General features: G+C 71.3%; 21 protein-coding genes. 6 read left to right on the forward strand and 15 right to left on the reverse strand.

Going from position 1 to position 26,106, the window contains the following annotated elements; translation table 11 throughout:
- The coding region (locus ABZ342_RS18435) for a helix-turn-helix domain-containing protein (protein WP_360474244.1) at nt 1-454 on the forward strand (454 nt) is incomplete at its 5' end.
- Between the two features lie 70 nt (nt 455-524).
- Here ABZ342_RS18435 and ABZ342_RS18440 read toward each other — a convergent pair.
- Nucleotides 525-1,097 (reverse strand): helix-turn-helix domain-containing protein, encoded by a 573-nt coding sequence (locus ABZ342_RS18440; RefSeq protein WP_360474246.1) that lies wholly within the window; start codon nt 1,095-1,097, stop codon nt 525-527.
- Between the two features lie 81 nt (nt 1,098-1,178).
- Here ABZ342_RS18440 and ABZ342_RS18445 point away from each other — a divergent pair, with 81 nt between their 5' ends.
- Nucleotides 1,179-2,051: an SDR family oxidoreductase gene (locus ABZ342_RS18445; RefSeq protein ID WP_360474248.1), complete on the forward strand. Its 873-nt coding sequence runs from the start codon at nt 1,179-1,181 to the stop codon at nt 2,049-2,051.
- A 56-nt stretch (nt 2,052-2,107) separates the two neighbouring features.
- On the opposite strand, the gene ABZ342_RS18450 is transcribed toward ABZ342_RS18445, so the two are convergent.
- Complete coding sequence (locus tag ABZ342_RS18450; RefSeq protein ID WP_360474250.1) at nt 2,108-3,559, reverse strand: glutamate synthase subunit beta; 1,452 nt, start codon at nt 3,557-3,559, stop codon at nt 2,108-2,110.
- Nucleotides 3,552-8,123 (reverse strand): glutamate synthase large subunit, encoded by a 4,572-nt coding sequence (gene gltB, locus ABZ342_RS18455; RefSeq protein ID WP_360474252.1) that lies wholly within the window; start codon nt 8,121-8,123, stop codon nt 3,552-3,554. Before gltB ends, ABZ342_RS18450 begins: the two co-directional genes overlap by 8 nt.
- Before the next feature lie 542 nt (nt 8,124-8,665).
- Between gltB and ABZ342_RS18460 the strand changes: the two genes are divergently transcribed.
- Together ABZ342_RS18460 and ABZ342_RS18465 are read left to right on the forward strand one after the other, a co-directional pair.
- Nucleotides 8,666-9,298: a YigZ family protein gene (locus ABZ342_RS18460; RefSeq protein ID WP_360474254.1), complete on the forward strand. Its 633-nt coding sequence runs from the start codon at nt 8,666-8,668 to the stop codon at nt 9,296-9,298.
- Nucleotides 9,299-9,514: 216 nt separating this feature from the next.
- Complete coding sequence (locus ABZ342_RS18465) at nt 9,515-12,226, forward strand: GH92 family glycosyl hydrolase (protein ID WP_360474256.1); 2,712 nt, start codon at nt 9,515-9,517, stop codon at nt 12,224-12,226.
- A gap of 42 nt (nt 12,227-12,268) precedes the next feature.
- Here the strand turns inward: ABZ342_RS18465 and ABZ342_RS18470 are convergent, their stop codons facing one another.
- From ABZ342_RS18470 to ABZ342_RS18480, 3 genes are all read right to left on the reverse strand, one after another.
- Nucleotides 12,269-12,838 (reverse strand): GNAT family N-acetyltransferase, encoded by a 570-nt coding sequence (locus tag ABZ342_RS18470; RefSeq protein WP_360474258.1) that lies wholly within the window; start codon nt 12,836-12,838, stop codon nt 12,269-12,271.
- Between the two features lie 40 nt (nt 12,839-12,878).
- Complete coding sequence (locus ABZ342_RS18475; protein ID WP_196425207.1) at nt 12,879-13,136, reverse strand: hypothetical protein; 258 nt, start codon at nt 13,134-13,136, stop codon at nt 12,879-12,881.
- A 122-nt stretch (nt 13,137-13,258) separates the two neighbouring features.
- On the reverse strand, nt 13,259-13,723 hold the full coding sequence (locus ABZ342_RS18480) for an Lrp/AsnC family transcriptional regulator (RefSeq protein WP_360474261.1): 465 nt from the start codon (nt 13,721-13,723) through the stop codon (nt 13,259-13,261).
- A 77-nt stretch (nt 13,724-13,800) separates the two neighbouring features.
- Here ABZ342_RS18480 and ABZ342_RS18485 point away from each other — a divergent pair, with 77 nt between their 5' ends.
- Complete coding sequence (locus ABZ342_RS18485; RefSeq protein ID WP_360474263.1) at nt 13,801-14,874, forward strand: Glu/Leu/Phe/Val dehydrogenase dimerization domain-containing protein; 1,074 nt, start codon at nt 13,801-13,803, stop codon at nt 14,872-14,874.
- Here the strand turns inward: ABZ342_RS18485 and ABZ342_RS18490 are convergent.
- The 8 genes from ABZ342_RS18490 to ABZ342_RS18525 form a co-directional block, all read right to left on the reverse strand.
- Entirely contained in the window at nt 14,816-16,066 is a 1,251-nt protein-coding gene (locus ABZ342_RS18490) for an ABC transporter substrate-binding protein (protein WP_360474265.1), read from the reverse strand. The genes ABZ342_RS18485 and ABZ342_RS18490 overlap by 59 nt on opposite strands.
- Complete coding sequence (locus ABZ342_RS18495) at nt 16,063-17,235, reverse strand: branched-chain amino acid ABC transporter permease (protein WP_360474267.1); 1,173 nt, start codon at nt 17,233-17,235, stop codon at nt 16,063-16,065. Before ABZ342_RS18495 ends, ABZ342_RS18490 begins: the two co-directional genes overlap by 4 nt.
- Nucleotides 17,228-18,106, reverse strand: a complete 879-nt coding sequence (locus ABZ342_RS18500) for a branched-chain amino acid ABC transporter permease (RefSeq protein WP_360474269.1) — start codon at nt 18,104-18,106, stop codon at nt 17,228-17,230. The genes ABZ342_RS18495 and ABZ342_RS18500 overlap by 8 nt, the downstream gene beginning before the upstream one ends.
- Nucleotides 18,103-18,876 (reverse strand): ABC transporter ATP-binding protein, encoded by a 774-nt coding sequence (locus tag ABZ342_RS18505; RefSeq protein ID WP_360474271.1) that lies wholly within the window; start codon nt 18,874-18,876, stop codon nt 18,103-18,105. The genes ABZ342_RS18500 and ABZ342_RS18505 overlap by 4 nt, the downstream gene beginning before the upstream one ends.
- Complete coding sequence (locus ABZ342_RS18510; RefSeq protein ID WP_360474273.1) at nt 18,873-19,682, reverse strand: ABC transporter ATP-binding protein; 810 nt, start codon at nt 19,680-19,682, stop codon at nt 18,873-18,875. The genes ABZ342_RS18505 and ABZ342_RS18510 overlap by 4 nt, the downstream gene beginning before the upstream one ends.
- 118 nt (nt 19,683-19,800) lie before the next feature.
- The gene (locus tag ABZ342_RS18515; RefSeq protein WP_360474275.1) at nt 19,801-20,616 is read right to left on the reverse strand and encodes a PHP domain-containing protein; all 816 of its coding nucleotides are present in this window, start codon (nt 20,614-20,616) and stop codon (nt 19,801-19,803) included.
- Nucleotides 20,617-20,629: 13 nt separating this feature from the next.
- Entirely contained in the window at nt 20,630-21,253 is a 624-nt protein-coding gene (locus tag ABZ342_RS18520; RefSeq protein WP_360474277.1) for a response regulator transcription factor, read from the reverse strand.
- Nucleotides 21,254-21,258: 5 nt separating this feature from the next.
- Nucleotides 21,259-22,398, reverse strand: a complete 1,140-nt coding sequence (locus ABZ342_RS18525) for a GAF domain-containing protein (protein WP_360474279.1) — start codon at nt 22,396-22,398, stop codon at nt 21,259-21,261.
- An 84-nt stretch (nt 22,399-22,482) separates the two neighbouring features.
- Here ABZ342_RS18525 and ABZ342_RS18530 point away from each other — a divergent pair, with 84 nt between their 5' ends.
- A complete protein-coding gene (locus tag ABZ342_RS18530) occupies nt 22,483-25,218 on the forward strand; it encodes an FAD-binding and (Fe-S)-binding domain-containing protein (RefSeq protein ID WP_360474281.1) in 2,736 nt (911 codons plus the stop codon).
- On the opposite strand, the gene ABZ342_RS18535 is transcribed toward ABZ342_RS18530, so the two are convergent.
- Nucleotides 25,195-26,097, reverse strand: coding sequence for a phosphotransferase (locus ABZ342_RS18535; RefSeq protein ID WP_360474283.1), 903 nt, complete (start codon nt 26,095-26,097; stop codon nt 25,195-25,197). The genes ABZ342_RS18530 and ABZ342_RS18535 overlap by 24 nt on opposite strands.
- Nucleotides 26,098-26,106: the final 9 nt, after the last annotated feature.

Below are 26,106 nucleotides of genomic sequence, written 5' to 3' on the forward strand. Positions count from 1 at the left end.
CCTCCGCCCGCTGGTGCGCTGGGAAGCGCCGGCCCTGGAGACCGACGACCGCATCGCCGGCACGGTCCCGTCGGAGGGCACGGGGCTGCTGCTGGTGCCGACGTACTTCTCGGTGTGCCCGGCGCTGGTCCCCGCGGCCCCGGGCGGCACGCCGCGGCTGCACTACCCGTGCGTCCGCCAGGCCGCGCCGCCCGCGGGCCTGGGACACGCGGCGCACCGGGCGTCGGGCAAGGCGCTGGCGGACCTGCTGGGGCCGACCCGCGCGGCGGCGCTGGCGGTCCTGGCGGTGGGGTGCTCGACGTCCGAGCTCGCGGCGCGCCTGGGGGTGACGCCGTCGGCGGTCAGCAAGCACACCACGGTGCTGCGGCGCGCCGGGCTGATCATCACGCACCGGGAACGGAACACGGTCCTGCACTCGCTCACGCCGCTGGGAAGCGCTCTCCTGGACACCTGAGGCTCGTGCACCAAGCTGGACGCGGCGATGCCGGGTGGCGAGCGGGCGACCGGGACATCGGCGGGGAAGCTCAGCCGAGCTTCGTCGTCGCCTCGACGAGTTCCGCCAACGCCTCCCGGGCCACCTCGCCGAACCCGCGCTCGTTCGCCGGCGCCACCCAGCGCGCGAAGCCCGTCGTGAACGCCAGGCCGCCGATCTCCGCGGCCAGGCTCGCCGCCGGGTCGGGAACGCCACGCGCTCGCAGCGCGTCCGCCATCGCGGCCCTCAGCTTGGCCCGCTTGAGCAGCTCGCGCTCCCTCAGGTCGCTCTGGTCCGCGACCACCGCCTGGACCTTGCGCGCGAACTCGCGGTGGTCCGGGCCGAACGTCGTCTCCGTGGCCGTCAGGGCCGCCGAGATCGCCTCGAGCGGGGTGGCCGATGCCGGTGCCGCGGCGATCGCCTCCGCGAACGTGCGGCTCAGGATGTCCTGGCCCGCGAACAGCACTTCGCGCTTGTCGGCGAAGTGCCGGAAGAACGTCCGTTTCGTCAGCCCGGCGCGTTCGGTGATCTCCGCGACCGTCACCTCGTCGTAGCCGCGCTCGAGAAACGACTCCACCGCGGCGCGCACCAGCCGCTCGCGTGCGTTCGGCTCCCAGCGGCTCATGCCCCCAGCTTAAGCGATGACACCCGGTGTCGTCATACGTGCTACGTTGATGGCACCAGGTGTCATCACAAGGAGGTTCTCATGCGTGTCTTCGTCACCGGGGCCAGCGGCTGGATCGGCTCGGCCCTCGTGCCCGAATTGCTCGAGGCCGGCCACCAGGTCGTCGGCCTCGCCCGGTCGGACGCCTCCGCGGCGGCCGTCGAAAGAAGGGGTGCCGAGGTGCTCCGGGGTGACCTGGACGACCTCGAGACGCTCGCGAAGGGCGCCGCGGACGCCGACGCCGTCGTCCACCTCGCCTTCGGGCACGACTTCAGCCGGATGGACGCCGCGATCCGGGCCGACGCGGCCGCCGTCGAAGCCATGGCCGCCGTGCTCGAAGGCAAGGTGCTGGTGGCCGCCTCGGGGACGCCGTCGGTGCCAGGGGGCGTGGCGACCGAGCGGGACGACCCCGCCGGCTTCGGCCTGGTGGCGGGCCGGATGGACAACGCCCGTGCCGTCGTGAAGACGGCGGAGAACGGCGTCCGCGCGTCGGTCGTCCGGCTGCCGCGGTCGGTGCACGGGGAAGGGGACGCCCACGGGCTCATCACGCGGCTCATCGCCGCGGGGAAGCAGAAGGGCGTCGCGGCCTACGTCGGCGACGGGACGGCTCGCTGGCCGGCGGTGCACCTCCTCGACGCGGCCCACCTGTTCCGCCTGGCGCTGGAGCAGGCGCCCGCGGGCTCGGTGCTGCACGCGGTCGGCGACGAGGGCGTGGCCATTCGCGACGTCGCAGAGGTGGTCGGCCGCCGGCTCGGCCTCCCCGTCACGTCCGTCGAGGCCGACGAACTCGGCTTCCTCGGCGCGCTGCTGGCGATCGACCAGCCGGCGTCCGCGGACGGGACCCGGGAGCTGCTCGGCTGGCGGCCGGAACACCCGGGACTGCTCGACGACCTCGAAAACGGTTACTACGACTGAAAGTGGTACAGCGCCGGCGGAGGTGGCGACAGTGACACCTCCGCCGGCGCCGGGTCTTACGCGATCGGCCGGTCCGTCGGCGCGATCGGCCGGGGCAGGACCTCGCGCCCGGTCAGGTAGGCGTCGACGCCGGCCGCGGCGCTGCGGCCCTCCGCGATCGCCCAGACGATCAGGGACTGGCCGCGGCCCATGTCACCGGCCACGAACACGTTGTCCAGGCTCGTCTTGAACGCCTTGTCGCGGGCCACGTTGCCGCGCGGGTCCAGCTCGACGCCCAGGTCCTCGATCAGGCCCTTCTTCTGCGGCCCGAGGAAGCCCATCGCCAGCAGGACGAGCTGGGCGGGCAGCTCGCGCTCGGAGCCTTCCACCGGGACGAACTTGCCGCCCTCGTTGCGCACCTCGACCAGCTTCAGCGCCCGCACGCGGCCGTCCGCGTCACCCAGGAACTCCTGCGTGTTCACCGCGTACAGCCGCTCGCCGCCCTCTTCGTGCGCCGAGGACACCCGGTAGATCATCGGGTACGTCGGCCACGGGTGGGCGTCGGACCGCGCCTCCGGCGGCTTGGGCATGATCTCGAGCTGCGTCACCGAACGCGCACCCTGGCGGTGCGACGTCCCGACGCAGTCCGCGCCCGTGTCGCCGCCGCCGATGACGACGACGTCCAGGCCCTCGGCCGAATACGGGGACTCGGCGAGGTCACCGGACGCGACCCGGTTGGCCGGCGGCAGGAACTCCATCGCCTGGTGGATGCCGGCCAGCTCGCGGCCGGGGATCGGCAGGTCGCGCCAGTCGGTGGCCCCGCCCGCGAGCACGACCGCGTCGTACGACGACCGCAGCTCGTCGGCGGAAAGATCCACCCCGACGTTCACCGACGTGCGGAACTCCGTGCCCTCGGCCTCCATCTGCGCGAGACGGCGGTCGAGGCGGTGCTTCTCCATCTTGAACTCGGGGATGCCGTAGCGCAGCAGCCCGCCGATCTTGTCGGCCCGCTCGAGGACCACGACGCTGTGGCCCGCACGCGTGAGCTGCTGCGCCGCGGCGAGTCCCGACGGGCCGGAGCCCACGACCGCGACCTTCTTGCCCGTGCGGACGGTGGGCGGCTGCGGCGTCACCCAGCCCTCTTCGAAAGCGCGGTCGACGATGGAGATCTCGACGCGCTTGATCGTCACCGGGTCGTCGTTGATCCCGAGCACGCACGCGGTTTCGCACGGCGCCGGGCACAGGGTGCCGGTGAACTCCGGGAAGTTGTTGGTCGCGTGCAGCCGTTCGATGGCCTGCTGCCAGTCTTCCCGCCACACCAGGGTGTTCCACTCGGGGATGAGGTTCCCGAGCGGGCAGCCCTGGTGGCAGAACGGGATGCCGCAGTCCATGCAGCGGCCGGCCTGCTTCTCCAGCTTCGTCGACGCGAAGTCCTCGTAGACCTCTCGCCAGTCCATCAGCCGCAGGTCGACCGGACGCCGCTTCGGCTCTTCGCGGGTGGTGGTCAGAAAGCCCTTGGGGTCAGCCATGTGCGGCCTCCATGATCGCCTCGTTCACGTCGCGCCCATCCCGCTCGGCCTGGACCTGGGCCGCGAGCACGCGCTTGTAGTCCTTCGGCATGACCTTCCCGAAGCGGTCGACGCCCGCGTCCCAGTCGGCCAGCAGCTCCCGCGCGACGGCGGATTCCGTTTCGTCGTAGTGCTTCTCCAGCGTCTCGCGCAGGAAGTCCGCGTCCTCGGAGTCGAGCGGGTCGATGTCGACCATCTCCGGGTTGACGCGGTGCGCGGGCAGGTCCAGCACGTACGCGATGCCGCCGGACATGCCGGCCGCGAAGTTGCGGCCGATCTGCCCCAGCACGACCATCCGGCCGCCGGTCATGTACTCGCCGCCGTGGTCGCCGACGCCTTCGACGACGGCCAGCGCGCCCGAGTTGCGCACGCAGAACCGCTCGCCGACCTTGCCGCGGATGAAGATCTCGCCGCTGGTCGCGCCGTAGGCGATCACGTTGCCGGCGATGATGTGGTCCTCGGCGGCGATCCGCGCGTCCTGCGACGGCCGCACGATCAGCCGGCCGCCGGAGAGTCCCTTGCCGACGTAGTCGTTGCCGTCGCCGTAGAGCCGCAGAGTGATGCCCTTCGGCAGGAACGCGCCGAACGACTGGCCGGCGGTCCCGGTGAAGGTGACGTCGATGGTGTCGTCGGGCAGGCCTTCGCCGCCCCACCGCCGGGTCAGCTCCGAGCCGAGCATCGTGCCGACGGTCCGGTTCACGTTGCGGACGGGCAGCTCCAGCCGCACCTTGTCACCCGAGTTCAACGCGCCTTCGGCGAGCTGGATCAGCGTGTTGTCCAGCGCCTTCTCGAGCCCGTGGTCCTGCTGGGTCTGCTGCAGGCGCAGGCCCGCCGGGGCCATCTCGGGCACGTGGAAGATCGGCGACAGGTCGAGCCCGGCCGCCTTCCAGTGGTCGACGGCCTTGCGCTTGTCGAGGAACTCGGCGTGGCCGACGGCCTCGGCGATCGACCGGAAGCCGAGCTCCGCCAGGTACTCGCGCACTTCCTGGGCGATGAACTCGAAGAAGTTGACGACGTACTCGGCCTTGCCGCTGAACTTCTCGCGCAGCTTCGGGTTCTGCGTCGCGACGCCCACCGGGCACGTGTCGAGGTGGCAGACGCGCATCATGATGCAACCCGACACGACCAGCGGCGCGGTCGCGAAGCCGAACTCCTCGGCGCCGAGCAGCGCCGCGACGATGACGTCACGGCCGGTCTTGAGCTGGCCGTCGGTCTGCACCACGATCCGGTCGCGCAGCCGGTTGGCCAGCAGCGTCTGCTGCGTCTCGGCCAGGCCGAGCTCCCACGGGCCGCCCGCGTGCTTGATGGACGACAGCGGCGACGCGCCGGTCCCGCCGTCGTGGCCCGAGATGAGCACGACGTCGGCGTGCGCCTTCGAGACGCCCGCCGCGACCGTGCCGACGCCGACTTCGGAGACCAGCTTCACGTGGATGCGGGCCTTCGGGTTGGCGTTCTTCAGGTCGTGGATCAGCTGGGCGAGGTCCTCGATCGAGTAGATGTCGTGGTGCGGCGGCGGCGAAATCAAGCCCACGCCCGGCGTCGAGAACCGCGTCTTCGCGATCCACGGGTACACCTTCGCGCCGGGCAGCTGCCCGCCTTCGCCGGGCTTCGCGCCCTGCGCCATCTTGATCTGGATGTCGTCGGCGTTGACGAGGTACTCGCTCGTGACGCCGAAGCGGCCCGACGCGACCTGCTTGACCGCTGAGCGGCGCTCCGGGTCGTAGAGGCGCTCCGCGTCTTCGCCGCCCTCGCCGGTGTTGGACTTCCCGCCGAGGCGGTTCATCGCGATGGCGAGGGTCTGGTGCATCTCCATCGAGATCGAGCCGTAGGAGATGGCGCCGGTGGCGAACCGCTTGACGATCTCGGAGACCGGTTCGACCTCCTCGATCGGCACCGGCGCGCGCTTGCCGTACTTGAAGTCGAACAACCCGCGCAGCGTCAGCAGCTTCTCGGACTGGTCGTCGACGGCCTTCGTGTACTCCTTGAAGACGTCGTACTTCCCGGCCCGCGTGGAGTGCTGCAGCTTGAACACCGTCTGCGGGTTGAACAGGTGCGGCTCGCCTTCGCGGCGCCACTGGTAGTCCGCGCCGGTCTCCAGCTCGCGGTGGGCGGGGCGGACGCCGTCGGCCGGGAAGGCGTAGGCGTGCCGCTTCGCGACCTCGTCGGCCAGCGTCTCGAAGCCGACGCCGCCGAGGCGGGACGTCGTGCCGGTGAAGCAGTTGTCGACGACCTCTTCGCCGAGCCCGACCGCCTCGAAGATCTGCGCGCCGGTGTAGGACGCGACGGTCGAGACGCCCATCTTGGACATCGTCTTGCGGACGCCCTTGCCCAGCGCCTTGATCAGGTTCTGGGTCGCCTGCTTCGGCGTCACGCCCGGGATCAGGCCCTGGTGGGCCATCTCCTCGACGGTCGCCATCGCCAGGTACGGGTTCACCGCGGCGACGCCGTAGCCGATGAGCAGGGCGATGTGGTGCACCTCGCGCGCGTCGCCGGCCTCGACGATGAGGCCGACCTGCGTGCGCGTCTTCTCGCGGACGAGGTGGTGGTGCACCGCGCCGGTGAGCAGCAGCGAGGGGATCGGCGCGTGGTGCTCGTCGACGCCGCGGTCGGACAGCACGATCAGCCGCGCGCCGTCCTCGATCGCCTCCGACACCTCGGCGCGGATCTCGTCGAGCCGCTGGACCAGCGCTTCGCCGCCGCCGTGGACGTTGTAGCGGCCGAGCACGGTGACCGCCTGGAACTCCGGCAGCGTGCCGTCGTCGTTGACGTGGACCAGCTTGGCGAGCTGGTCGTTGTCGAGCACCGGGAACGGCAGCGCGATCCGGCGGCACGACGCGGCGTTGCCGGCCAACAGGTTCGGCTCGGCGCCGATCTGCGTGCCGAGCGCGGTGACGAGCTCCTCGCGGATGGCGTCCAGCGGCGGGTTCGTCACCTGGGCGAACAGCTGGATGAAGTAGTCGAAGAGCAGCCGCGGCCGGCTCGACAGCGTCGCGATCGGCGAGTCGTTGCCCATCGAGCCGATCGGCTCCGCGCCGGTGCGGGCCATCGGCTCGAGGATGGCTTCGAGCTCTTCCTCGGTGTAGCCGAACGCCTGCTGGCGGCGGACGAGCGCGGCGTGCAGCGGCACCTCGCGGTCGCGCTCGGGCAGGTCTTCGAGCTGCAGCAGGCCGGCCTCGACCCACTCGTCGTACGGGTGCGCGGTGGCCAGCTCGGTCTTGACCTCGTCGTCCTCGACGATGCGGCCTTCGACGGTGTCGACGAGGAACATCCGGCCGGGCTCGAGGCGTCCCTTCCGGACGATCGTCGCCGGGTCGATGTCGAGCACGCCGACCTCGGAGGCGAGCACGACGAGGCCGTCGTCGGTCACCCAGTACCGCCCGGGGCGCAGGCCGTTGCGGTCGAGCACCGCCCCGATCTGGCTGCCGTCGGTGAAGGCGACGAGCGCCGGGCCGTCCCACGGCTCCATCAAGGTCGAGTGGAACTCGTAGAAGGCGCGTCGCGCCGGGTCCATTTCCTGGTGGTTCTCCCAGGCTTCCGGGATCATCATGAGAACCGCGTGCGGCAGCGAGCGGCCGCCCAGGTGGAGCAGCTCCAGGACTTCGTCGAACGACGCCGAGTCGCTGGCGCCGCGCGTGATCACCGGGTAGATCCGCTTGAGGTCGCCCGGGACCAGGTCGGTTTCGAGGAGGGCCTCGCGGGCGTCCATCCAGTTGCGGTTACCGCGCAGGGTGTTGATCTCGCCGTTGTGCGCGACGTAGCGGTACGGGTGCGCCAGCGGCCACGACGGGAAGGTGTTGGTGGAGAAGCGGGAGTGCACGAGGCCGATGGCGCTGGTGACGCGCTCGTCGGTGAGGTCGGCGAAGAACCGCTCGACCTGGCCCTCGGTGAGCATTCCTTTGTAGACGATCGTGCGCGAGGAGAGGCTCGGGAAGTAGACGTCTTCCTCGGCCAGCTCGTGCTCGGCGCGCTTGCGGACGCAGAACGCGCTGCGCTCGATGTGCAGCGGGTCCGAGTGCTCCGGCTTCGGGCGGCGCGCGGCGAGGAACAGCTGCGTGAAGTGCGGCATGGTCTCGGCCGCGGTCGGCCCGCAGTGCTCGGTGTGCACCGGCAGCTCGCGCCAGCCGAGGACGCGCATGTCCTCCTCGGCGGCGATGCGCTCGATGGTCGTCATGGCCCGGCCGCGGCGCTTTTCGTCCTGCGGCAGGAAAGCCGTGCCGACGGCGTAGGTGCCCGGCTCGGGGAGCTCGAAGTCCACGACCTCGCGGTAGAACTCGTCCGGGATCTGGATCAGCAGTCCGGCGCCGTCGCCGGTGTCCGGTTCGGCGCCCCGCGCCCCGCGATGTTCCAGGTTGCGCAACGCGACCAGGGCCTTGGCGACGATCGCATGATCGCGTCGTCCGGTCAGGTCGGCGACGAAGGCGACACCGCAGGCGTCGTGTTCGTAGTCGCTCCGGTAGAGGCCCTCGGCCTCGGCGTTGCTGAGCTGCTGCCCCGCGCGGGGCAGGGAACGGGCACGGTGGGTCACGGCTGGCCGCCTCCCAAGGCGTTGGCGCGACCGGTACTCACTCCATCGTGTGGTTCGAGCTGAACCGGTTAACGAAGTGGTCCGGTACCGCGATGGTCAGTCGAGAACAGTTGCTGTTGTCGGCGTTGTCTGAAGTGCAAGATGCCGCGAAGCGTCGGCCGGGCGACGATGCTCGGAAACCGGACGCGGGTCATCTGGGAGGCCGCACAACACTGGGCAGCCGAACGTGTCGGTCCTGCGTGCGCGCACGGGCAGACCACGGTGGTGGGGGTCGGCTCGAGCGCGCGGTGTTACTCCCGGGTTCGCCGGGTCTTATGACGATAGTGTGAATTCGCTGTTATCGACATACGTCGTTGTCCCAGGGTGGGAAATGCCACGCTTACGTTGACGGGCCCCAGGGTAGTCCCATATGCCGGGCTGTTCCTCCCGAGTATCGGAAAATAGTGGCCCTGACCTGCGGAAACGTCTGTCCCAAGTGGTCTGGGGCACGTGCTGTGGCGCTCCCGCGGGGTGGCAAGCTGAGTGCATGACGGACTCGGCCGATGACTGATCGTTATCTCTCCGTGGCTCGTTCCGGGGTGCACGAGATCGAGATCAAGCGCTCCCGCTTCCTCTGCGCGCTGGCTCCGGTGACGTCGGAAGAGGCCGCGCGCGAGTTCATCGCGGCCCGACGGCGCGCCGAACCCGGGGCGCGGCACCACTGTCACGCGTTCGTTTTGGGGCCGGATGGGCGGACTCGGCGGTCCAGTGACGACGGTGAGCCGGCGGGGACCGCGGGCACGCCGATGCTGGAGGTGCTGCGGCGCCGGTCGATCACGGACACGGTGGCGGTGGTGACGCGCTACTTCGGGGGAGTGCTGCTGGGGGCGGGCGGCTTGATCCGCGCGTACGGTCAGTCCGTTTCGGACGCACTGGAAGTGGTTGGTGTACTAGAACACCGGCGTCTCAGGCTCGTGGAGGTGGCGGTGAGTTACGACCGCGCGGGCCGGCTGGAGAACGACTTGAGAGCGTCTTCGTACTTGGTCCACGCGACTCACTTCGACGCGTCGGCTCGCTTCGAGATCGGGCTGGCGCCGGACGAGGTCCCGGCTTTCGAAGGTTGGCTCGCGAACCTGACGAACGGCGAAGCCACCACGACCGAACTCGGCGACCACTGGGTGGTCCACCGGCGCTGAGTGGTCCGGTCGCGGAACCGGTTGGCGCACAACGGACTTTCGGTGCTTCCGCGACAGGGTCCCGCCGTGGCACCATGTCGTCCCACCGAGTTCCGGTACCACTTCGATCGCCACAACGTCGTCGACGCGGCTCGTTCCACGCTGACAACGTTGTCAGAAACGCTTGCCCGACAACGTTGTCGCCCGGCGGAAGGTGCGACAAGGAGGGAAGGTTCCATGTCCGGACCACTCGCCAGACGGCTGCGCGGGGCCGCGCTCGCCGCGGTCATCGCGGCCGGAGGGCTCGTCGCACTGCCCGCCGCACCGGCCGGCGCCGCGACGCTCGCCCTTACGCAGTACGTGAATCCCTTCATCGGCACGGACAACAGCAACTCCCCGAACCCCGTGCCCGGCGGCGCCGGCGGCAGCACGTACCCCGGCGCGGCCGTGCCGTTCGGGATGACGCAGTTCAGCCCGGACACCCCGACCGGGTCGCCGTCCGGCTACCGCTACAGCGACACCAGCATCGAAGAGTTCAGCCTCACCCACTTCAACGGCGCGGGCTGTCCCAACAACGAGGACCTCGGCCTGCTGCCGATCACCGGCGCCATCGGCACGTCGCCGGGCACCGGCTGGACGGGATACGCGGGCCGCTACACGAAGGCGAACGAGTCGGCCGCGCCCGGCTACTACAAGAACAAGCTCGACAACTACAACACGACCGTCGAGCTGTCGGCCACCCAGCGGTCCGGCTTCATGAAGCTGACCTACCCGAACACGACGTCCGCGCGGCTGCTCGTCAACCCCGGCCGCAGCGCGACCGGCAACCGCAACGGATCCATCAGCATCAGCGGCAGCCAGCTCACCGGCTCGGCGACGGGCGGCGGCTTCTGCGGATCGTCCAAGACCTACCAGATCTTCTACGTCATCCAGTTCGACCGCGCGCCCAGCGGATTCGGCACCTGGCTCGGCGGCACGGTCTCGAACGGGTCCGCGAGCACCAGCGGCACGAACGCCGGCGGCTACGTCACCTTCGACACCTCGTCGAACACCACCGTGCAGGCGAAGGTCGGCATCTCGTTCGTCAGCCTGGCCAACGCGCAGGCGAACCTCGCCGCCGAGAACCCCGGGTTCGACTTCGCCGGGATCCGCGCCGCGGCCGACACGAGCTGGAACACCATCCTCAACCGCGTCCAGGTGACCGGGGGCGCGGCGGCGGACCTGCAGAAGTTCTACACGGCGCTGTACCACGTGTTCCAGAACCCGAACATCGCCAGCGACACCAACGGCCAGTACCGCGGGTTCGACCAGGCGATCCACACCGCGTCGCACACCGTCTACCAGAACTACTCCGGCTGGGACATCTACCGCTCGTGGGCCGCGCTGATCGGGCTCGTCGCCCCGGCGGAAGCGAGTGACATAGCCAAGTCCATGGTGCTCGACGGCCAGCAGGGCGGGTTGCTGCCCAAGTGGTCGCACAACAACAACGAGCACTTCGTGATGACCGGTGACCCCGGGCCGATCGTCGTCGGCAGCATGTACGCGTTCGGCGTCCGCGGCTTCGACACCGCGGCGGCGCTGACGCTGATGGACAAGAGCTCCAACGGCGGCACCGCGCAGGGCGGCGCGATCCGCGGCCGCCAGTCCGGGTACGTCAGCCGCCACTACGTCACCGAGGACCCGTCGGACTCGCTCGAGTACTCGGCGTCGGACTTCGCGGTGGCGCAGTTCGCGAAGGCCGTCGGTGACACGACGAAGTACACGACCTACATGCAGCGCGCCCAGTGGTGGCAGAACGTGTTCGGCCCCGACTCGGGCTACGTCCAGCCGCGCGGCAGCACCGGCACGTGGGCGTGGCCGGTCGTGCCGTCGAGCGACAGCGGCTACACCGAAGGCAACCCGTCGCAGTACACGTGGATGGTGCCCTACAACTACCAGGGCCTGATCAACCTGATGGGCGGGCCCAAGACCGCCGTTCAGCGGCTGGACCACCACTTCACCCAGCTCAACGGCGGCCTGACCCAGCCGTACTTCTACATCGGCAACGAACCCGAGCACGGCGTGCCGTGGGCGTACAACTACGCCGCCCACCCGCAGGGCGCCAGCTCGGCGGTGCGGCGCGTGATGAACGAGTCGTTCACCACCGGCGCGGGCGGCGAGCCCGGCAACGACGACCTCGGCGCGACGTCGGCGTGGTACGTCTTCGCCGCGCTGGGCATGTACCCGGCGACCCCGGGGGCGGACGTCCTGGCCCTGCACGGCCCGCTGTTCCCGGCGGTCTCGATCATCCGCCCGAGCGGCACGATCCAGATCAACGGAAGTGGTGCCGGCCAGGGCGCGCAGTACGTGCAGAGCCTGAGCGTCAACGGCGTCTCGACGACGAAGTCGTGGATCCGCTACGGCGACATCGCGGGCGCGTCGACGCTGAACTACACGATGGGTTCGTCGCCGAGCGCGTGGGGCACGAACGCCTCCGACGTCCCGCCGTCGTACAACGACGGGTTCACGCCGCCGGCCACCGCGCCGGACCTCGGCACGAACCTGGCGCAGGGCAAGGCGGCGACGGGCTCGGCGGCGTGCGCGTCGTCCGAGACCGCCGACAAGGCCGTCGACGGCAGCCTGGCGAACAACAGCAAGTTCTGCTCCACCGCCGCCACGAAGTTCCTCCAGGTGGACCTCGGATCGGCGCAGAACGTGTCGTCGTTCGTCGTCAAGCACGCCGGCCTCGGCGGGGAGACGACCGGCTGGAACACCGGCGCCTTCACGATCCAGACGTCGACCGACGGCTCGACCTGGACGACGGTCGCGTCCGTGACCGGTTCGCGGGCCAGCCGCACGTACAGCCCGATCACGACGAGGTCGGCGCGGTACGTGAAGCTGAACCTCACCACCCCGGCCAACGACGGCAACGGCGCGGCCCGGATCTACGAGTTCGAGGTCTACCGCTGACCCACCGGTCGTGAGTGAGAAACAGGGTTGGAGCACTGTTTCTCACTCACGACCGGCCAGCCACTGCTCGCGGGTGATCGCGTACTCGATCTCGCCGTGTTCGCTGCCCGGTGCCCGCTCGTGCTCCGGGAACTCCTCGAAGTACGTGCGGACCACCGTCATCCCCAGTTTCTCCATCACCCGGCGCGACGCTTTGTTCACCACCATGGTGGTCGCCGTGACGCGCCGGACCCCCAGGTCCGTGAAGCCCTGCGCGAGCAGCGCCGCCGAGCCTTCGGTGCCGTAGCCCTTGCCCCAGGCGTTGCGGTGCAGCCGGTACCCCAGCTCCGGCTCGTCCGGTGGGTCCTGCGGGCGCGGGCGGAAATGGAACCATCCCAGGAAATCGCCGGTGCTCTTCTCGATCGCCGCCCAGAACCCGTAACCGGGGAAACGCTCGTAGTAACCGAGGAACGCGGGGAGATCCAGCGTGACGATCTCGGTGCGGTCCGCCGGCTGTCCCCCATTGAGGTACTTCATCACGGCCGGGTCGTCGTAGAGCGTGAAGAGCGAGTCGGCGTCGTTCTCGGTGAACCGGCGGAAGATCAGCCGCTCGGTTTCGAGGAATACGTGCATCGGGTAATGCTGTCAGTGACCCCAGTGCGTGGCAATGCGATTACGCGGCGGCGGCGAAGACCTCGCCCAACGCGCGCGAGCCGGCTTCGGTCAGCACCGCGGGAACGCGGGTGCCGCACTTGCCGGGGCTGGCGGGTGCGATCAGGCCGAGCCGGGCGAGCCGGTGCACGGTGGACTGGTCGCAGCAGCTCAGGCCGTCGATGAACAGGTCGGGCTCGCAGCTGCAGCTGATCTCGGCGCGGCCTCCGGCCACGGCTCTCAATGTGGCCCGCTCACGGTGGTTCAGTTCCGTTGTCATGGCGGTGCCTCCTTCCCGTCGTGCTCATTAGACCGCTCACCACCGACATTTTCCGCCTTTGAGGGTGCGAACCCGGGTATTTCAGGGGAACACTTAGGGGTGGCGTGCCGCACTCTCCAGGGTTACCCCGGTGGAAGTGGTTCAAGCGTCGTCTTCCGCAGGTGCCGGAAAACGATCGACGTCCGGAAGCCGACGATCTCCCGGCGCAACGCCAGCCGGTCGGCCAGGAAAGCGTGCAGCGCGTCGATGTCCGGCGTGGTGACTTCGATCAGGAAATCGTCACTCCCCGCGGTCACGTACACCGAGAGCACTTCCGGCAGTTCCGAGATCGAGCGCTGGAACTCGTCGATGACGGCCCGGCTCAGCGGCCGCACCTGCGCCGCGACGAGCGCGCGGACGCCGCGGTTGAGGCTCGCCAGGTCGATGTCGGCGTGGTACCCGCGGATGACGCCGCGCTCCCGCAGGAGCCGGATGCGTTCGAGGCACGTCGAGGGCGCGATGCCGACCTTCCGGGCGATGTCCCGGTTGGTCTGCCGGGCGTCTTCCTGCAAATGCCGGACGATCGCCGAATCAAGTTCGTCGAGCACCGCGACCTCCTCGTCATTACCGAATTTCGTTCGGAGACTTGTCGACAACACCGACGATCACTCTAACTTCGGTCGACATGACCGCACATGAACAGCTCGTCGCCCGGCGTGGCCGTCGTTCCGGCGTCACCACGATGGTCGCGATCCATTCGACCGCCCTCGGCCCGGCCGTCGGCGGCTGCCGCCTGAAGCAGTACGACGGCCTCACCCAGGCGGTCGACGACGTCCTGCGCCTTTCGGCGGCCATGACGGCGAAGTGCGCCGTCGCGGGGCTCGCGTTCGGCGGTGGCAAGAGCGTCATCGCGCTGGAGCCCGGACGCGTCCTCGCGCCGGCGGAACGCCGGGACGTCCTCCTCGACCACGCCGACCTCGTCGCCGAGTTCGGTGGCGCCTACCTGGCCGGCCCGGACGTCGGCACCGGCCCGGCCGACATGCTGGTGCTGCGCGAGGTCTCGGCGTTCGCGTTCTGCGTGCCCGAGTCCGCGGGCGGCACCGGCTCCTCCAGCGGCCCGACCGCCGTCGGCGTGCTGGCCGCCCTCCGTGCCGCCGCCACCGCGGTGTTCGGCGGCGCGGACCTGACGGGCCGCCGGGTGGTGATCAGCGGCTACGGCTCCGTGGGTGCCCACCTCGCGGCGAGCCTGCACGCGAGCGGTGCCGACGTCGTCGTCTCCGACATCGACCCGGCGAAGCGCGCCGGCGCCGAAAGCGTCGGGCTGACCTGGGTCGAGCCCGAGAAGGCGCTCACCCTGACCGCCGATGTCGTCGTCCCGGCGGCGGTCGGCGGGGCGCTGAGCCCCGAGACGGTGGCCCGGCTCGACACCCCGCTGGTCGTCGGCCCGGCCAACAACCAGCTCACCGAGGACGCCGTCGCGGACGACCTGGCCGCCCGGGGCGTCCTGTGGGTCCCGGACTACGTCGCGAGCGCCGGCGGGATCCTGTACACGCTCTCGCGGGAAGCGGAGGGCCTGGACCACGAGGCCGCGCTCGCCCGCGTCGAGACGATCGGGAAGACCGTCGAAGACCTGCTGGACGCCGCGAAGGCCAACGCGACCACCCCGCTGCGCGAGGCGGCCGCGCTGGCCGCGCGACGGCTCACTTCTGGTGCGGAGCCACGTACTCCTTGGCCTCCGGCGCCTCGAACAGCGGCTTGACGTACCGGACGCCGCCCTCGGCGGAGGCGTCCGGGGTCGCGGCGTAGACCTGGCGCGTCGCCGGCGTCCCCGGCTTGGAGAAGTCGAGCGCCGCGACCAGGTCGTCGGTGTTCGCCGACGTCGTCTGCTTCAGCGCCGCGGCGATGCCGTCGCGGGTGAGGTCCTTGTTGTCGCAGGCCTTCTTCAGCACCGCGCCCCACACCTCGCCGACCGCGTAGCCGTAGGGGACACCGCCGTTCGGCGTCTCCTTGTACGCGGCCTTGTACTTCGCCGCGACGTCCTTCGCCTTCGGCAGGTCGGCCGAGAACGGCACGCTGCTGGCCACCACCGTCAGCTTGTCCAGCGCGTTCGCCGCCGGGCTCTTCAGCAGCACCGGGTCGAACGTCGGGTTGTTGCCCAGCACCGGCACATTGAGCCCGAGCGCCTTGTTCGCCGCGACCGCCGAGCCGGTCTGGGCGGGCGTGGTGGTCAGCGCGATCAGCTTCACCCCGGCGCCCTTGAGCCCGGTCACGACGTTCGTGAGGTCGCTGTCGGTCGAGGTGATCTTGACTTCCTTGACCGTCAGGTTGTGCTTCTTCGCGTAGAACTGCGAACCGCGCAGGCCGTTCTTGCCGTACTCGCCGTCGATGTAGACGTGCCCGATCGTGTCGCCGTCCTTGAGCATCCCCTGCTCCTGCAGGTACGCCAGGCCGTCGATCATCTCCACGTCGTAGGTGGTGCCGACGATCATCACGTACGGGTTGTCCAGCAGCTCCGACGACCACGACGCGGGCGCGGCGACGGCCTTGTCGGACGCCAGGTTCTGCTTCAGCGCCGCCACCACCGGGGAGCCGAGCAGCTGCACGAACCCGAGCACCTTCGGCTCGATCTGCGGGTACAGCGTCTTCGCCGTGTCGGCCTTGTAGCCGTGGTCGACCTCTTCGAGCTTCACCTGGCGGCCGCAGACGCCGCCGGCGGCGTTGAAGTCCTTGGCCCACAGCTCGTTGCCCTGCGTGACCCCGAGGCCGAGGTTCTTGAAGACGCCGGACTTGTCGGTCATCACGCCGAGCGTCACCTCGGTCGCCGTCACCCCCTTGCCGGTCTTGACGCCCGAGCTGTCCGGGCCCGACGAGCCCGCGTCGCCCGCTTTCGTGCTGCACGCCGAGAGGACGAGGACGGCCGCCAGCGCCGCCGCCAGGTGTGTGCGTTTCATGATTCCTCCGCGGGTTGACCGGATTGACGGCGAAAACGTCGCTGCGTGAGCCGGCGGCCGATCGCGGCGAGCCCGCCCGGCTCGAACAGGACGACGACGATGATCGCGGCGCCGTAGACGAACGAGCTGACCAGGATCGGGGTCAGCGCGCCGTCGCCGGTGCCGGCGAACCAGCCCAGGTCGGCGGAGTACAGGGAGAGCACCTGCGGCAGCCCGTTGACGATCAGCGCGCCGACCAGCGCGCCGGGGACCGAGCCGAGCCCGCCGATGATGACCATCGCGAGGTAGGCGATGGACACGTTGATGCCGTAGGTGCCGAACTCGCTCTCGTCCGGCTTGAGGATGTCGAACCACAGCACGGTCATCGCGCCGGCGAGACCGCCGTAGGCCGAAGAGACGGCGAACGCGCCCGCCTTGGCGCGCAGAACGCTGACGCCCATCACCGCGGCCGCGGCCTCGTTGTCGCGCACCGCCCGCCATGACCGGCCGGGCCGCCCCCGGACGGCGCCGCGGGCGATCACGAAAGCCACGACGGTGAGCAGCAGGAAGAGGTACCACATGCGCTCGGCCTGCCGGATCGGGACGCCGAGCACGGTGATCTCGGGGCCGTCGTTGGTGAAGGGGAAGCCGAACAGCGAGAACGGCGCCGGCGCGCGCCCGGTCGACGTCCCGCCGGTGAGCTCTTCCGCCGACTGCCCGAAGTAGAGGCCGAGGAAGACCAGGGCCAGGGAGGCGACGCCGAGGTAGATCCCGCGCAGCCGCCCGGCCACCGGCGCGAAGGCCAGGCCCAGCAGCGCGGAGACGACGACCGCGCCGACCAGGGACAGGCCGGGGTCCAGGCCGAAGCCGACGACGCGGTCGTCACCGGTCGGTCCGGAAAGGACGGTGTACGCCGTGCCGCCGGCGAGCAGGAAGAACGCGTGGGCCAGGGAAAGCTGCCCGGCCTGCCCGACCACCAGCGTCAGCCCGATCGCGCCGACCCCGCCGATCATCATGTACTGGCCGGCCTTGAGCCAGGCCGCGTCGAGGTAGAGCGGCAGCGCGAGCAGGACGACCAGCACCACGAGCCACGCGGCCCGGCGCACCAGCTTCGCGAGATCGCGGCGCGGCGGCGGCGCGGCTTCGGCGGCGGGCGGGCTGTCCACTTCGGACACGGCACTGTCAGACACGGGTTCGCTCCCTCGTGCCGAACAGCCCCGAGGGCCGCACCACCAGGACCACCAGCATCACCAGGAACACCGCGCTCTTCGAGAAGTCGAACGACACGTACTGCGCGGACAGCGCTTCCACGATGCCCACGACCAAGCCGCCGACCACCGCGCCCGCCGTCGAGTCGAGGCCGCCGAGGATCGCCGCCGGGAAGGCGGCCAGCGCGATCGAGTGCGTCCCACGGGAAAGGCCGGCGCCGGAGAAGTCCTGCGTCGCGATGAACAGCACGGCCACCCCGGCCAGCAGCCCGGCGACCAGCCACGCGGTCGCGGTGACGCGGGAGCTGCGGATGCCCATCAGCGCGGCGGCCTCGCGGTTCTCCGCCTGCGCCCGCATCGCGACGCCCCAGTCCGAGTACTTGAAGGCCAGCCAGAACGCCGTGATCAGCACCGCGGCCACGCCGAGCGCGACCAGGTGCGTGCGGAACAGCGTGATCCCGCCGACCTGGAACGGCTTCGCGTCCCAGGCGTCGCCGAGGAAGGGCAGCGTGACGCCGAGGCGGCGCACGATCTCCTCGGTGACGATCACGTCGACGCCGATGGTGAGCAGGGCCAGGCTGTTCGCGTCGGCGTGGCGGGAGCGCGAGAGCAGCAGCCGCTCCAGGACCAGGCCGAGCAGCCCGGCCGAGACGATGCCGACCAGCGACGCGCCCACCCAGCCGAGCGCGTCCCGCGTCACCACGACGAGGTAGCCGCCGAAGAGCACCAGCGAGCCGTGCGCGAAGTTGACCACCTCGGTGGCCTTGAAGATGATGACGAACCCCAGCGCGAGCAGCGCGAACACCGCGCCCTTGCCGAGGCCGTTCACCGTGAGCTGCAGGAACGTGTTCACGCCGCCTCCGTGCCGAGGTAGGCCTTGATGACGTCGGGGTCCGACTGGACCTGCGCCGGGGTGCCGTCGGCGATCCGGCGGCCGAAGTCGAGCACCGTGACCCGGTCGGCGATGCCCATCACCAGGCCCATGTCGTGCTCGACGAGCAGGATCGAGATGCCCAGCTCGGCGCGGATCCCGGTGATCGTGCCGGCCAGCTCCGCGGTCTCCGCCGCGTTCATCCCGGCCGCGGGCTCGTCGAGCAGGAGCAGCACCGGCTCGACGGCCAGCGCGCGGGCCAGGTCGACCCGCTTGACGACGCCGTAGGGCAGCGCGCCGACCGGGGCGTCGACGACCGCCTCGAGGCCGAGGAACGCGCAGATCTCCCGCGCGCGTTCGGCGTGGCGGCGTTCGGAGCGGACCGTCCACGGCAGCCGCAGCCCGACCTCGAGGAAACCGCCTCGGGTCAGCGCGTGGCGGCCGAGCAGCACGTTGTCCAGCACCGTCGAGCCGGGCGACAGCGCGGCGTTCTGGAACGACCGGCCGACGCCGAGCCCGGCGAGCTTGTGCGGCGCGAGCCCGGTGAGGTCGGTGTCGCCGAGCCGCACGCGGCCGGCGTCGGCCCGGTAGAGGCCGCTGATCACGTTGAAGCAGCTGGACTTCCCGGCGCCGTTCGGCCCGATCAGCGCGTGCAGCGAGCCGGGGGTGACGGTGAAGCTCACTTCGTCGAGGGCACGGATCCCGCCGAACCGGAGGGAGACGTTCTCGACACGCAGTTCCGGCGGCGTCATCCGGCCCACCTCGACAACGTCCGGCCGGCCAGGCGTTCGCGCGCGGTCTCCGCTTCGGCGTCGGCGGCTTCCTGCGATTCGGCGTGCCCGCCGAGGTAGAGCCGCCGGACGTCCTGGCTGGCGGCCAGCTCGGCGGCCGTCCCGGCCAGCGCCACCCGGCCGACCTCCAGCACGACGGCGTGGTCGGCGACGCCGAGCGCCATCACGGCGTTCTGCTCGACCAGCACCACGGCGGTGCCGCGGGAGTGGATCTCGCGGATGGTCCGGGCGATCTGCTGGACGACCTTCGGCGCCAGCCCCAGCGACGGCTCGTCGAGCAGCAGCAGCTTCGGCGCGGACATGAGCGCCCGGCCGATCGCCAGCATCTGCTGCTCACCGCCGGACAGCAGCCCGGCGCGCTGCTTGGCGCGCTCCCGGAGCACGGGGAACAGCTCGTCGACTTGTTCGCGGGCGGCGTCCCGTTCGGCTGCGCCGCGCGCTCCGATGCCGCCGGCGCGCAGGTTCTCCTCGACGGTCATCCGCGCGAAGATCTGCCGTCCTTCCGGCACGCCGACGACGCCGAGCCCGACGATCCGGGCCGGGTCGAGCTTGCCGAGCACGTGGCCGTCGTAGCGGATCTCGCCGTCCTCGATCGCGCCGCGGTGCATGCGGAGGGTGCCGGAGACGGCTCTGAGCAGGGTCGACTTCCCGGCACCGTTGCTGCCGAGCACGGCGAGGACGCCGTCGGCGGAGACGTCGAGGTCGACCCCGTGCAGGGCGGCCGTCGACCGGCCGTACCGCACCCGAAGGCCACGCACGGTCAGCACGGACTCACTCCTGGGCGCAAGACGCCTCCTCCACTCGTGTGACGTGAGTCACTGTCGGTGGCGGTCATCCTGCGGTGGGGTCGGGCCGGCCGATACCCCCACGTGGAGAGGTAAGCGGCTACGAAACGGACACGGCGGCTTCCCGCAGCGCCTCGAACACGTCGGGTGAGGTGGTGAGTTCGCCGAGGCGGACCGGCTTGCGGTCGCCGTGGAAGTCGCTGGAGCCCGTCGCGAGCAAGCCGAGTCCGGCGGCCACCTCCCGCAGCCGCGCGCGGACCTCGGGGCCCTGCTCCGGGTGGTCGGCCTCGAGCCCGGTCAGCCCGGCCGACGCGAGCGCGGTCAGCTGCGCGTCGCTGACTTCCGCACGGCGTTTCACCGACCGCGGGTGCGCCAGCACGGTCACCCCGCCGGCCGTGCGGACCAGCCCGATCGCGTCCACTGTGGACAGAACGTGCTTCGGGACGTCGGCCCGGCCGCCGTCGACGATCCAGTCGGGGGTGAAGGCATCGGCGATCCCGACGGCGGCGAGGGCCGCGGCGATGTGTGGCCGGCCGAGCGGCGCTCCCGCGGCGATCGCCTCGACCTGCGCCAGGGTGATCGGCGCACCCAGCTCCCGGCAGCGCTCGACCATCCGCACGGCGCGGCGCGTGCGATCGGTGCGGATCAGCTCCAGCTCGGCGGCCAGCGGCGCGTACCCGGGATCGGCGAAGTAGCCGAGCAGGTGCACCTCGGCATCGTCGAGCCGGCAGGAGATCTCGACGCCGGGCACGATCTCGATGTCCGAGGCGGCGGTGGCGGCTGCCAGCCCGGCGAAGGTGTCGTGGTCGGTGAGGGCGAGCACGGTCAGCCCGGCCTCGGCGGCCAGCCGGGGGAGTTCCGCGGGCGGCGTGGTCCCGTCCGAGGCCGTGCTGTGCGCGTGCAGGTCGATGGTCACCCGGCGGAGGATCTCACAGCAAGCCGGCTTCGCTGGCCTTGCCGATGGCCTCGACGCGGTTGCGCGCGCCCAGCTTGTGCAGGGCCGACTGCAGGTACGTCTTCACCGTGTTCCGCGCCAGGCCCGTCGACTCCGCGATCTCCGGGTTCGTCTGGCCCTGGGCGGCCAGCCGCAGCACCTCGTACTCGCGGCGGGTCAGGCCGCTGCGGGCCAGTGCGTCCGAGCGCTGCCCGGCGTCGGGCAGGATGCGCGGGTCGACGACGCGCTCGCCGCGCAGCACCCGCCGCAGCTCGGTCACGAGCTGTGCGCCCGCGGCGTCCTTGAGCAGGCAGCCGTGCGCGCCCGACTCCAGCGCGGCCAGCACGCCCTGATGGTCGCCGTGCGCGGTGAACACCACGATCTTGCCCTCGGGGTGCACCCGGCGCAGCTCGGTGACGACCTCCGGCGCGAGCATGTCCGGCAGCCGCAGGTCGAGCAGGATCAGGTCGGGGGCCAGCGATGCCACCCGCTCGATCGCCAGCCGCCCGGACTCCGCCGAGCCGATCACGGTCAGGCACGGGTCCGAGCGCAGCAGCAGTGTCACGCCGTCGCGGACCACCGGGTGGTCGTCGACGACGAAGACGCTGGCGGGGGTCATGGGGGTCACCGCCGCACCAGCGGCACCCACGCGCGCAGCGTGCAGCCGTCGTCCTCGTCGCGGACCAGGCTGACGCGGCCGCCCAGCCGCAAGGCGCGTCCGCTGAGCGTCCGCAGGCCGACGCCCGTGCCGGGGACGGCCGCCGCGCCGGTGCCGTCGTCCGCGACGACCACCTGGACGCCGTCGTCGCTGGGCAGCAGGCTGACGATCACCGAAGACGCCTTGGCGTGCTTCTCGACGTTCAGCAGGCCCTCGCGGACCGCGGCCACGAGCAGCGCGGTCCGTTCGGCGTCCAGCGGTGGCACCGCCGCGAGCTGCACGAACCGGGCCGGGACGCCGCAACGCGCCTGGAACGAGCGGCAGTGCTCGGCCAGCTCGACCGGCAGCGCCCGCTCCGGGCTCGACTCCGACAGCGCCAGCAGCGACTCCCGCAGCGCCCCGGCCGCCGCCGAGACGTCGCCTTCCAGCCGGCGCAGCCGCGCTTCCAGGCCGGGGTGCTCGCGGACGTCGTCGTGCAGGTCGCGCACCTGGACGCCGATGGAGAACAGCAGCGCGCCGACCGAATCGTGCAGCGCGCTCTGCATCCGCAGGCGCTCGCCGGCCACCGCGGCCGTGCGGTCGGTCTCGGCGACCTTCGCCAGCTGCAGGGCCGTCCCGGCCTGGCGGGCGACCTCTTCCATCCGCCGGACGGCGTCGTCGCCGAAGTCGGCGGGCTCGCGCATGGCGGCGTAGGCGATGGCGACGGTCTCGCCGCGCGCGACGACCGGGACGGCGAGCATCGCGGCCAGGCCCTCGCCGCGCACCTGGGCGTCGAACTGGTGGGTGATCGCGGGCGAGCTGACGTAGTCGGCCACCCGGACCGGACGCCCCAGCGCCAGCACGCGCCCGCCGATGCCCTGGCCGACGGGCACTTCGAGGTCCTGCAGCGAGTCCGTCCGGGTGCCGGACATCCAGCGGATCACGGCGAGCCCGGGCCGGTCGAGCTCGGCGACGAACCCGGCCTTCGCGCCGACCGTCTCCCGGACCAGGCGCGCGGTCCCGTGCAGCGCGGCGACGCGGTCGAGGGTGCCGAGCAGCTTTTCGCGCTCGCGCAGCAGCTCGCCCAGCACCGCGCTGTACTCGGCGACGTGCTCCTTTGCCGTCACGCGATCACGATGGCACACGGACTGTGGTTTCGGACATACCCGGCTGGAGAGGTACGGACGCCGCCGGTCGACTTGAATGGGGGCGTGGAGATCCTCACCGACGCCGCCACGCTCGCCCTGTACACCACCGACGCGTCCAACTACCGCCACGTCCCGCGGGGGGTCGTCCTGCCGGAGACGGTCGACGACGTCGTCGCCGCGGTGGCCGCCGCCCGCGAACGTGACCTGCCGGTGATCGCCCGCGGGGGTGGTACGAGCGTCGCCGGGAACGCGTGCGGGCCGGGCCTGGTCATCGACACCTCGCGCCACGTCGGCGGGGTGCTCTCGCTGGACCCGGAGACCCGGCTCGCGCGGGTGCTGCCCGGCACGGTGCTCGACGACCTGCAGGCGGCCGCCGCGCCGCACGGGCTGCGGTTCGGCCCGGACCCGTCCACGCACAGCCGCTGCACGCTCGGCGGGATGATCGGCAACAACGCGTGCGGCTCGCACTCGGTGGCGTGGGGGCGCACGGTCGACGTCGTCCGCTCGCTGGACGTCCTGCTCTACGACGGCACGCGGCTGCGGGTCGGGCCGGACGAACCCACCGAGGGCCGGATCTTCGACGAGCTGCGGGCGCTGGTGCGGGACAACCTGGCCTTGCTGCGCAAGGAACTTTCGACGTGGCCGCGGCGCGTGTCCGGCTACGGGCTCGAACACCTGTTGCCGGAGAACGGCTTCGACGTCGCGAAGGCGCTCGTCGGCAGCGAAGGCACCTGCGTGACGATCTTGGAGGCGACCGTCTCCCTCGCCCGGCTGCCGGACCGGAAGGTGCTGGCGGTGCTGGGGTTCCCGTCCGACATCGCGGCGGCGGACGCGGTTCCGGCGATCCTGCCGTGGTCGCCGCTGACCGTCGAAGGCGTCGACGCCGAGCTGGTCGCGATGCTGCCGGGCCGGGCCGGCGACCTGCCGCCGGGTGGCGCGTGGCTGTTCGTCGAGCTGGCGGGTGACGACCCGGTTTCGCGGGCCCGCGCGTTGGCGGCGTCGCTCGACCTCACCGGGTTCGCGATCGTGGACGACCCGGCCGCGCAGCGCGGGCTGTGGCGCATCCGCGAGGAGGGCGCGGGGCTCGCGACGCGGCTCGCGGACGGCTCGGAGGCCTGGCCGGGCTGGGAGGACGCGGCCGTCCCGCCCGAGCGGCTCGGCGCGTACCTGCGCGAGTTCAAGGAGCTGATGCGGGCGCACGGGCGGCGCAGCGTCGTCTACGGGCACTACGGCGAAGGCTGCCTGCACCTGCGGCTGGACTTCGACCTGCTGTCGGCTTCCGGCGTCGCGGGCTTCCGGCGGTTCCTGGAGGAGGCCGCGGACCTCGTGGCCGCGCACGGCGGTTCGCTGTCCGGCGAGCACGGTGACGGCCAGGCGCGGTCCGAGCTGCTGTCCCGAATGTACAGCCCGGAGATGATGGACCTCTTCGGGCGCTTCAAGGCGATCTTCGACCCGGCCGGGCGGATGAACCCCGGCATCCTGGTGGCGCCGCGGCCGGTCGACGCGAACCTGCGCGTGCGGTCCACGTCAGCCGCCTTCGAGGACAGCGTGTTCCTCGGCTACCCGGAAGACCGGGGGAGTTTCGGGCAGGCGATGCGGCGGTGCGTCGGCGTGGGCAAGTGCCGCAACACCAGCGGCGGCGGCGTGATGTGCCCGAGCTACCGGGCCACCCGCGAGGAGCGGCATTCGACGCGCGGGCGGGCGCACCTGCTCGCCGAGATGATCAACGGCGAGGTGATCACGGACGGCTGGCGATCGTCGGAGGTCCACGATGCTCTCGACTTGTGCCTGTCCTGCAAGGGATGCCTGTCGGACTGCCCGGTGGACGTCGACATGGCGACGTACAAGGCGGAGTTCCTCCACCAGCACTACCGGCGGCGGCTGCGGCCGGCGTCGCACTATTCGATGGGCTGGCTGCCGCTGTGGCTGCGGCTCAGTGCCCGGATGCCGCGTCTCGCCAACTCCGTGGGACGCTCCCGGGTGGCGGGCCTGGTGAAACGGCTCGGCGGGATCGCACCGGAACGAGATCTGCCGTCGTTCGCTCCCGCGCCGTTCACGAAGTCGCGGGCGGACCTGCGGCGGCGGGCGTCGGGGGAGCGCCGGGTCGTCCTGTGGCCGGACTCGTTCAACAACTACCTGACGCCCTCGGTGCTCGACGCGGCTTGGGAGGTCCTGACCGCGGCGGGCTACGACGTCGTGCTGCCGGACCGTGGAGTCTGTTGTGGACTGACGTGGGTCTCGACGGGCCAGCTCGGCGTCGCGCGCCGCGTCCTGGACCGGACGCTTTCGGTGCTGGCGCCGTACCTCGAAGACGGCTACGAGGTGGCCGGGCTGGAACCGAGCTGCACGGCCCTGTTCCGCGGCGACCTGCCGGCGCTCCTGCCGGACGACCCGCGGGCGTCGCTGCTGGCGTCCCGGACGTTCACGTTCGCGGAACTGCTGGAGCGGGCCCCGATCCCGTTCGCGGCGCTGGACGTCGACGCGATCACGCAGGTGCACTGCCACCAGCACGCGGTACTCGGCTTCGGTGCCGACGAGTCGGCGCTCGCCGCGGCCGGGGTCCGCAACACGACGCTCGACGCGGGCTGCTGCGGCCTGGCGGGCAACTTCGGCTTCGAGCGCGGGCACTACGAGGTGTCGAAGGCGGTCGCGGAGGACCGGATGCTGCCGGCGATCCGCGCGGCTGCGGACGAGACGGTGGTGGTGTCGGACGGGTTCAGCTGCCGCACGCAGATCGCCCAGGAGTCGGGCCGCACGCCGGTGCACCTGGCGGAACTACTGCGTCGCGCGTTGCCCTGAGCCCCACCAGGCGGTCGCGAGGGCGTCGAGGGTGGGCTCCGGCGGCGTCGGCAGTTCCTCGAAGTACCAGGGGAAGTTGCTGTAGACGTGCAGCAACGCGTACGCCAGGCACCGGCGCGGATCGATCGGCTGCCCGTAACCGTCGAGGAAGTGGCGCAGCAGGTCGCCGTCGCCTTTCGACACGAACAGGCCCACCGCGACGAAGTCGTATTCCGCCGCGCCGCGCATCGCGGGCTCGAAGTCGAACAAGCCCGTGATGCGGCCTTCGGTGACCATGACGTGCTCGCGCATGAACTCCGTGTGCAGCGGCACGACCGGAGGTGTCCCGAAGTCGACGGCGTCGAGGAACGCCGGGATCTGCTCGATCCACGTCTCGTCCCATCCGGTCTTCCGGTGGTGCTCGACGACCTTCGCGCGTTGCGCCGCCACGAACTCCGCCCAGTCCGCGGGCGCCAGGGCGGCCAGCCTCGGGTCGTCGACCGCGTGCAGAGTGGCCAGCAGCTCGCCCAGCTCGCGCACCAGCCGCCGCCTGTCCTCCGTGGACAGTGCCGGCCACGCCTCGGCGAGTGTCCGCCCGGGCAGGCGTTCCATGAGCAGCCAGCCCCAGCCGTCGCGCTCGCCCGCGTCCTTCACCGCCGGCGTCGGCAGGGTGCCGCGCAGTGCTTCGAGGACGGTGCGCTCAGTAGTGCTCTCGGCGAGGTACACCGGCGGGTACAGCTTGAGCACCAGGTCGTCGCCGACGGCGTACACCGGCAGCGAACCCTCGGCGAACGGGACGACGTCCGACCGCCCCAGCAGCGTCGTGACGGCGGGGAGCAGCGCCGCGCGGGTGAGCGCGCGAAACTCCGCCTCGGTCGCCGCGGACGGGAAGGTCGCCATGCTCCCGAC

Source organism: Amycolatopsis sp. NPDC005961, from assembly GCF_040629235.1.
Classification (GTDB): Bacteria; Actinomycetota; Actinomycetes; order Mycobacteriales; family Pseudonocardiaceae; genus Amycolatopsis; species Amycolatopsis camponoti.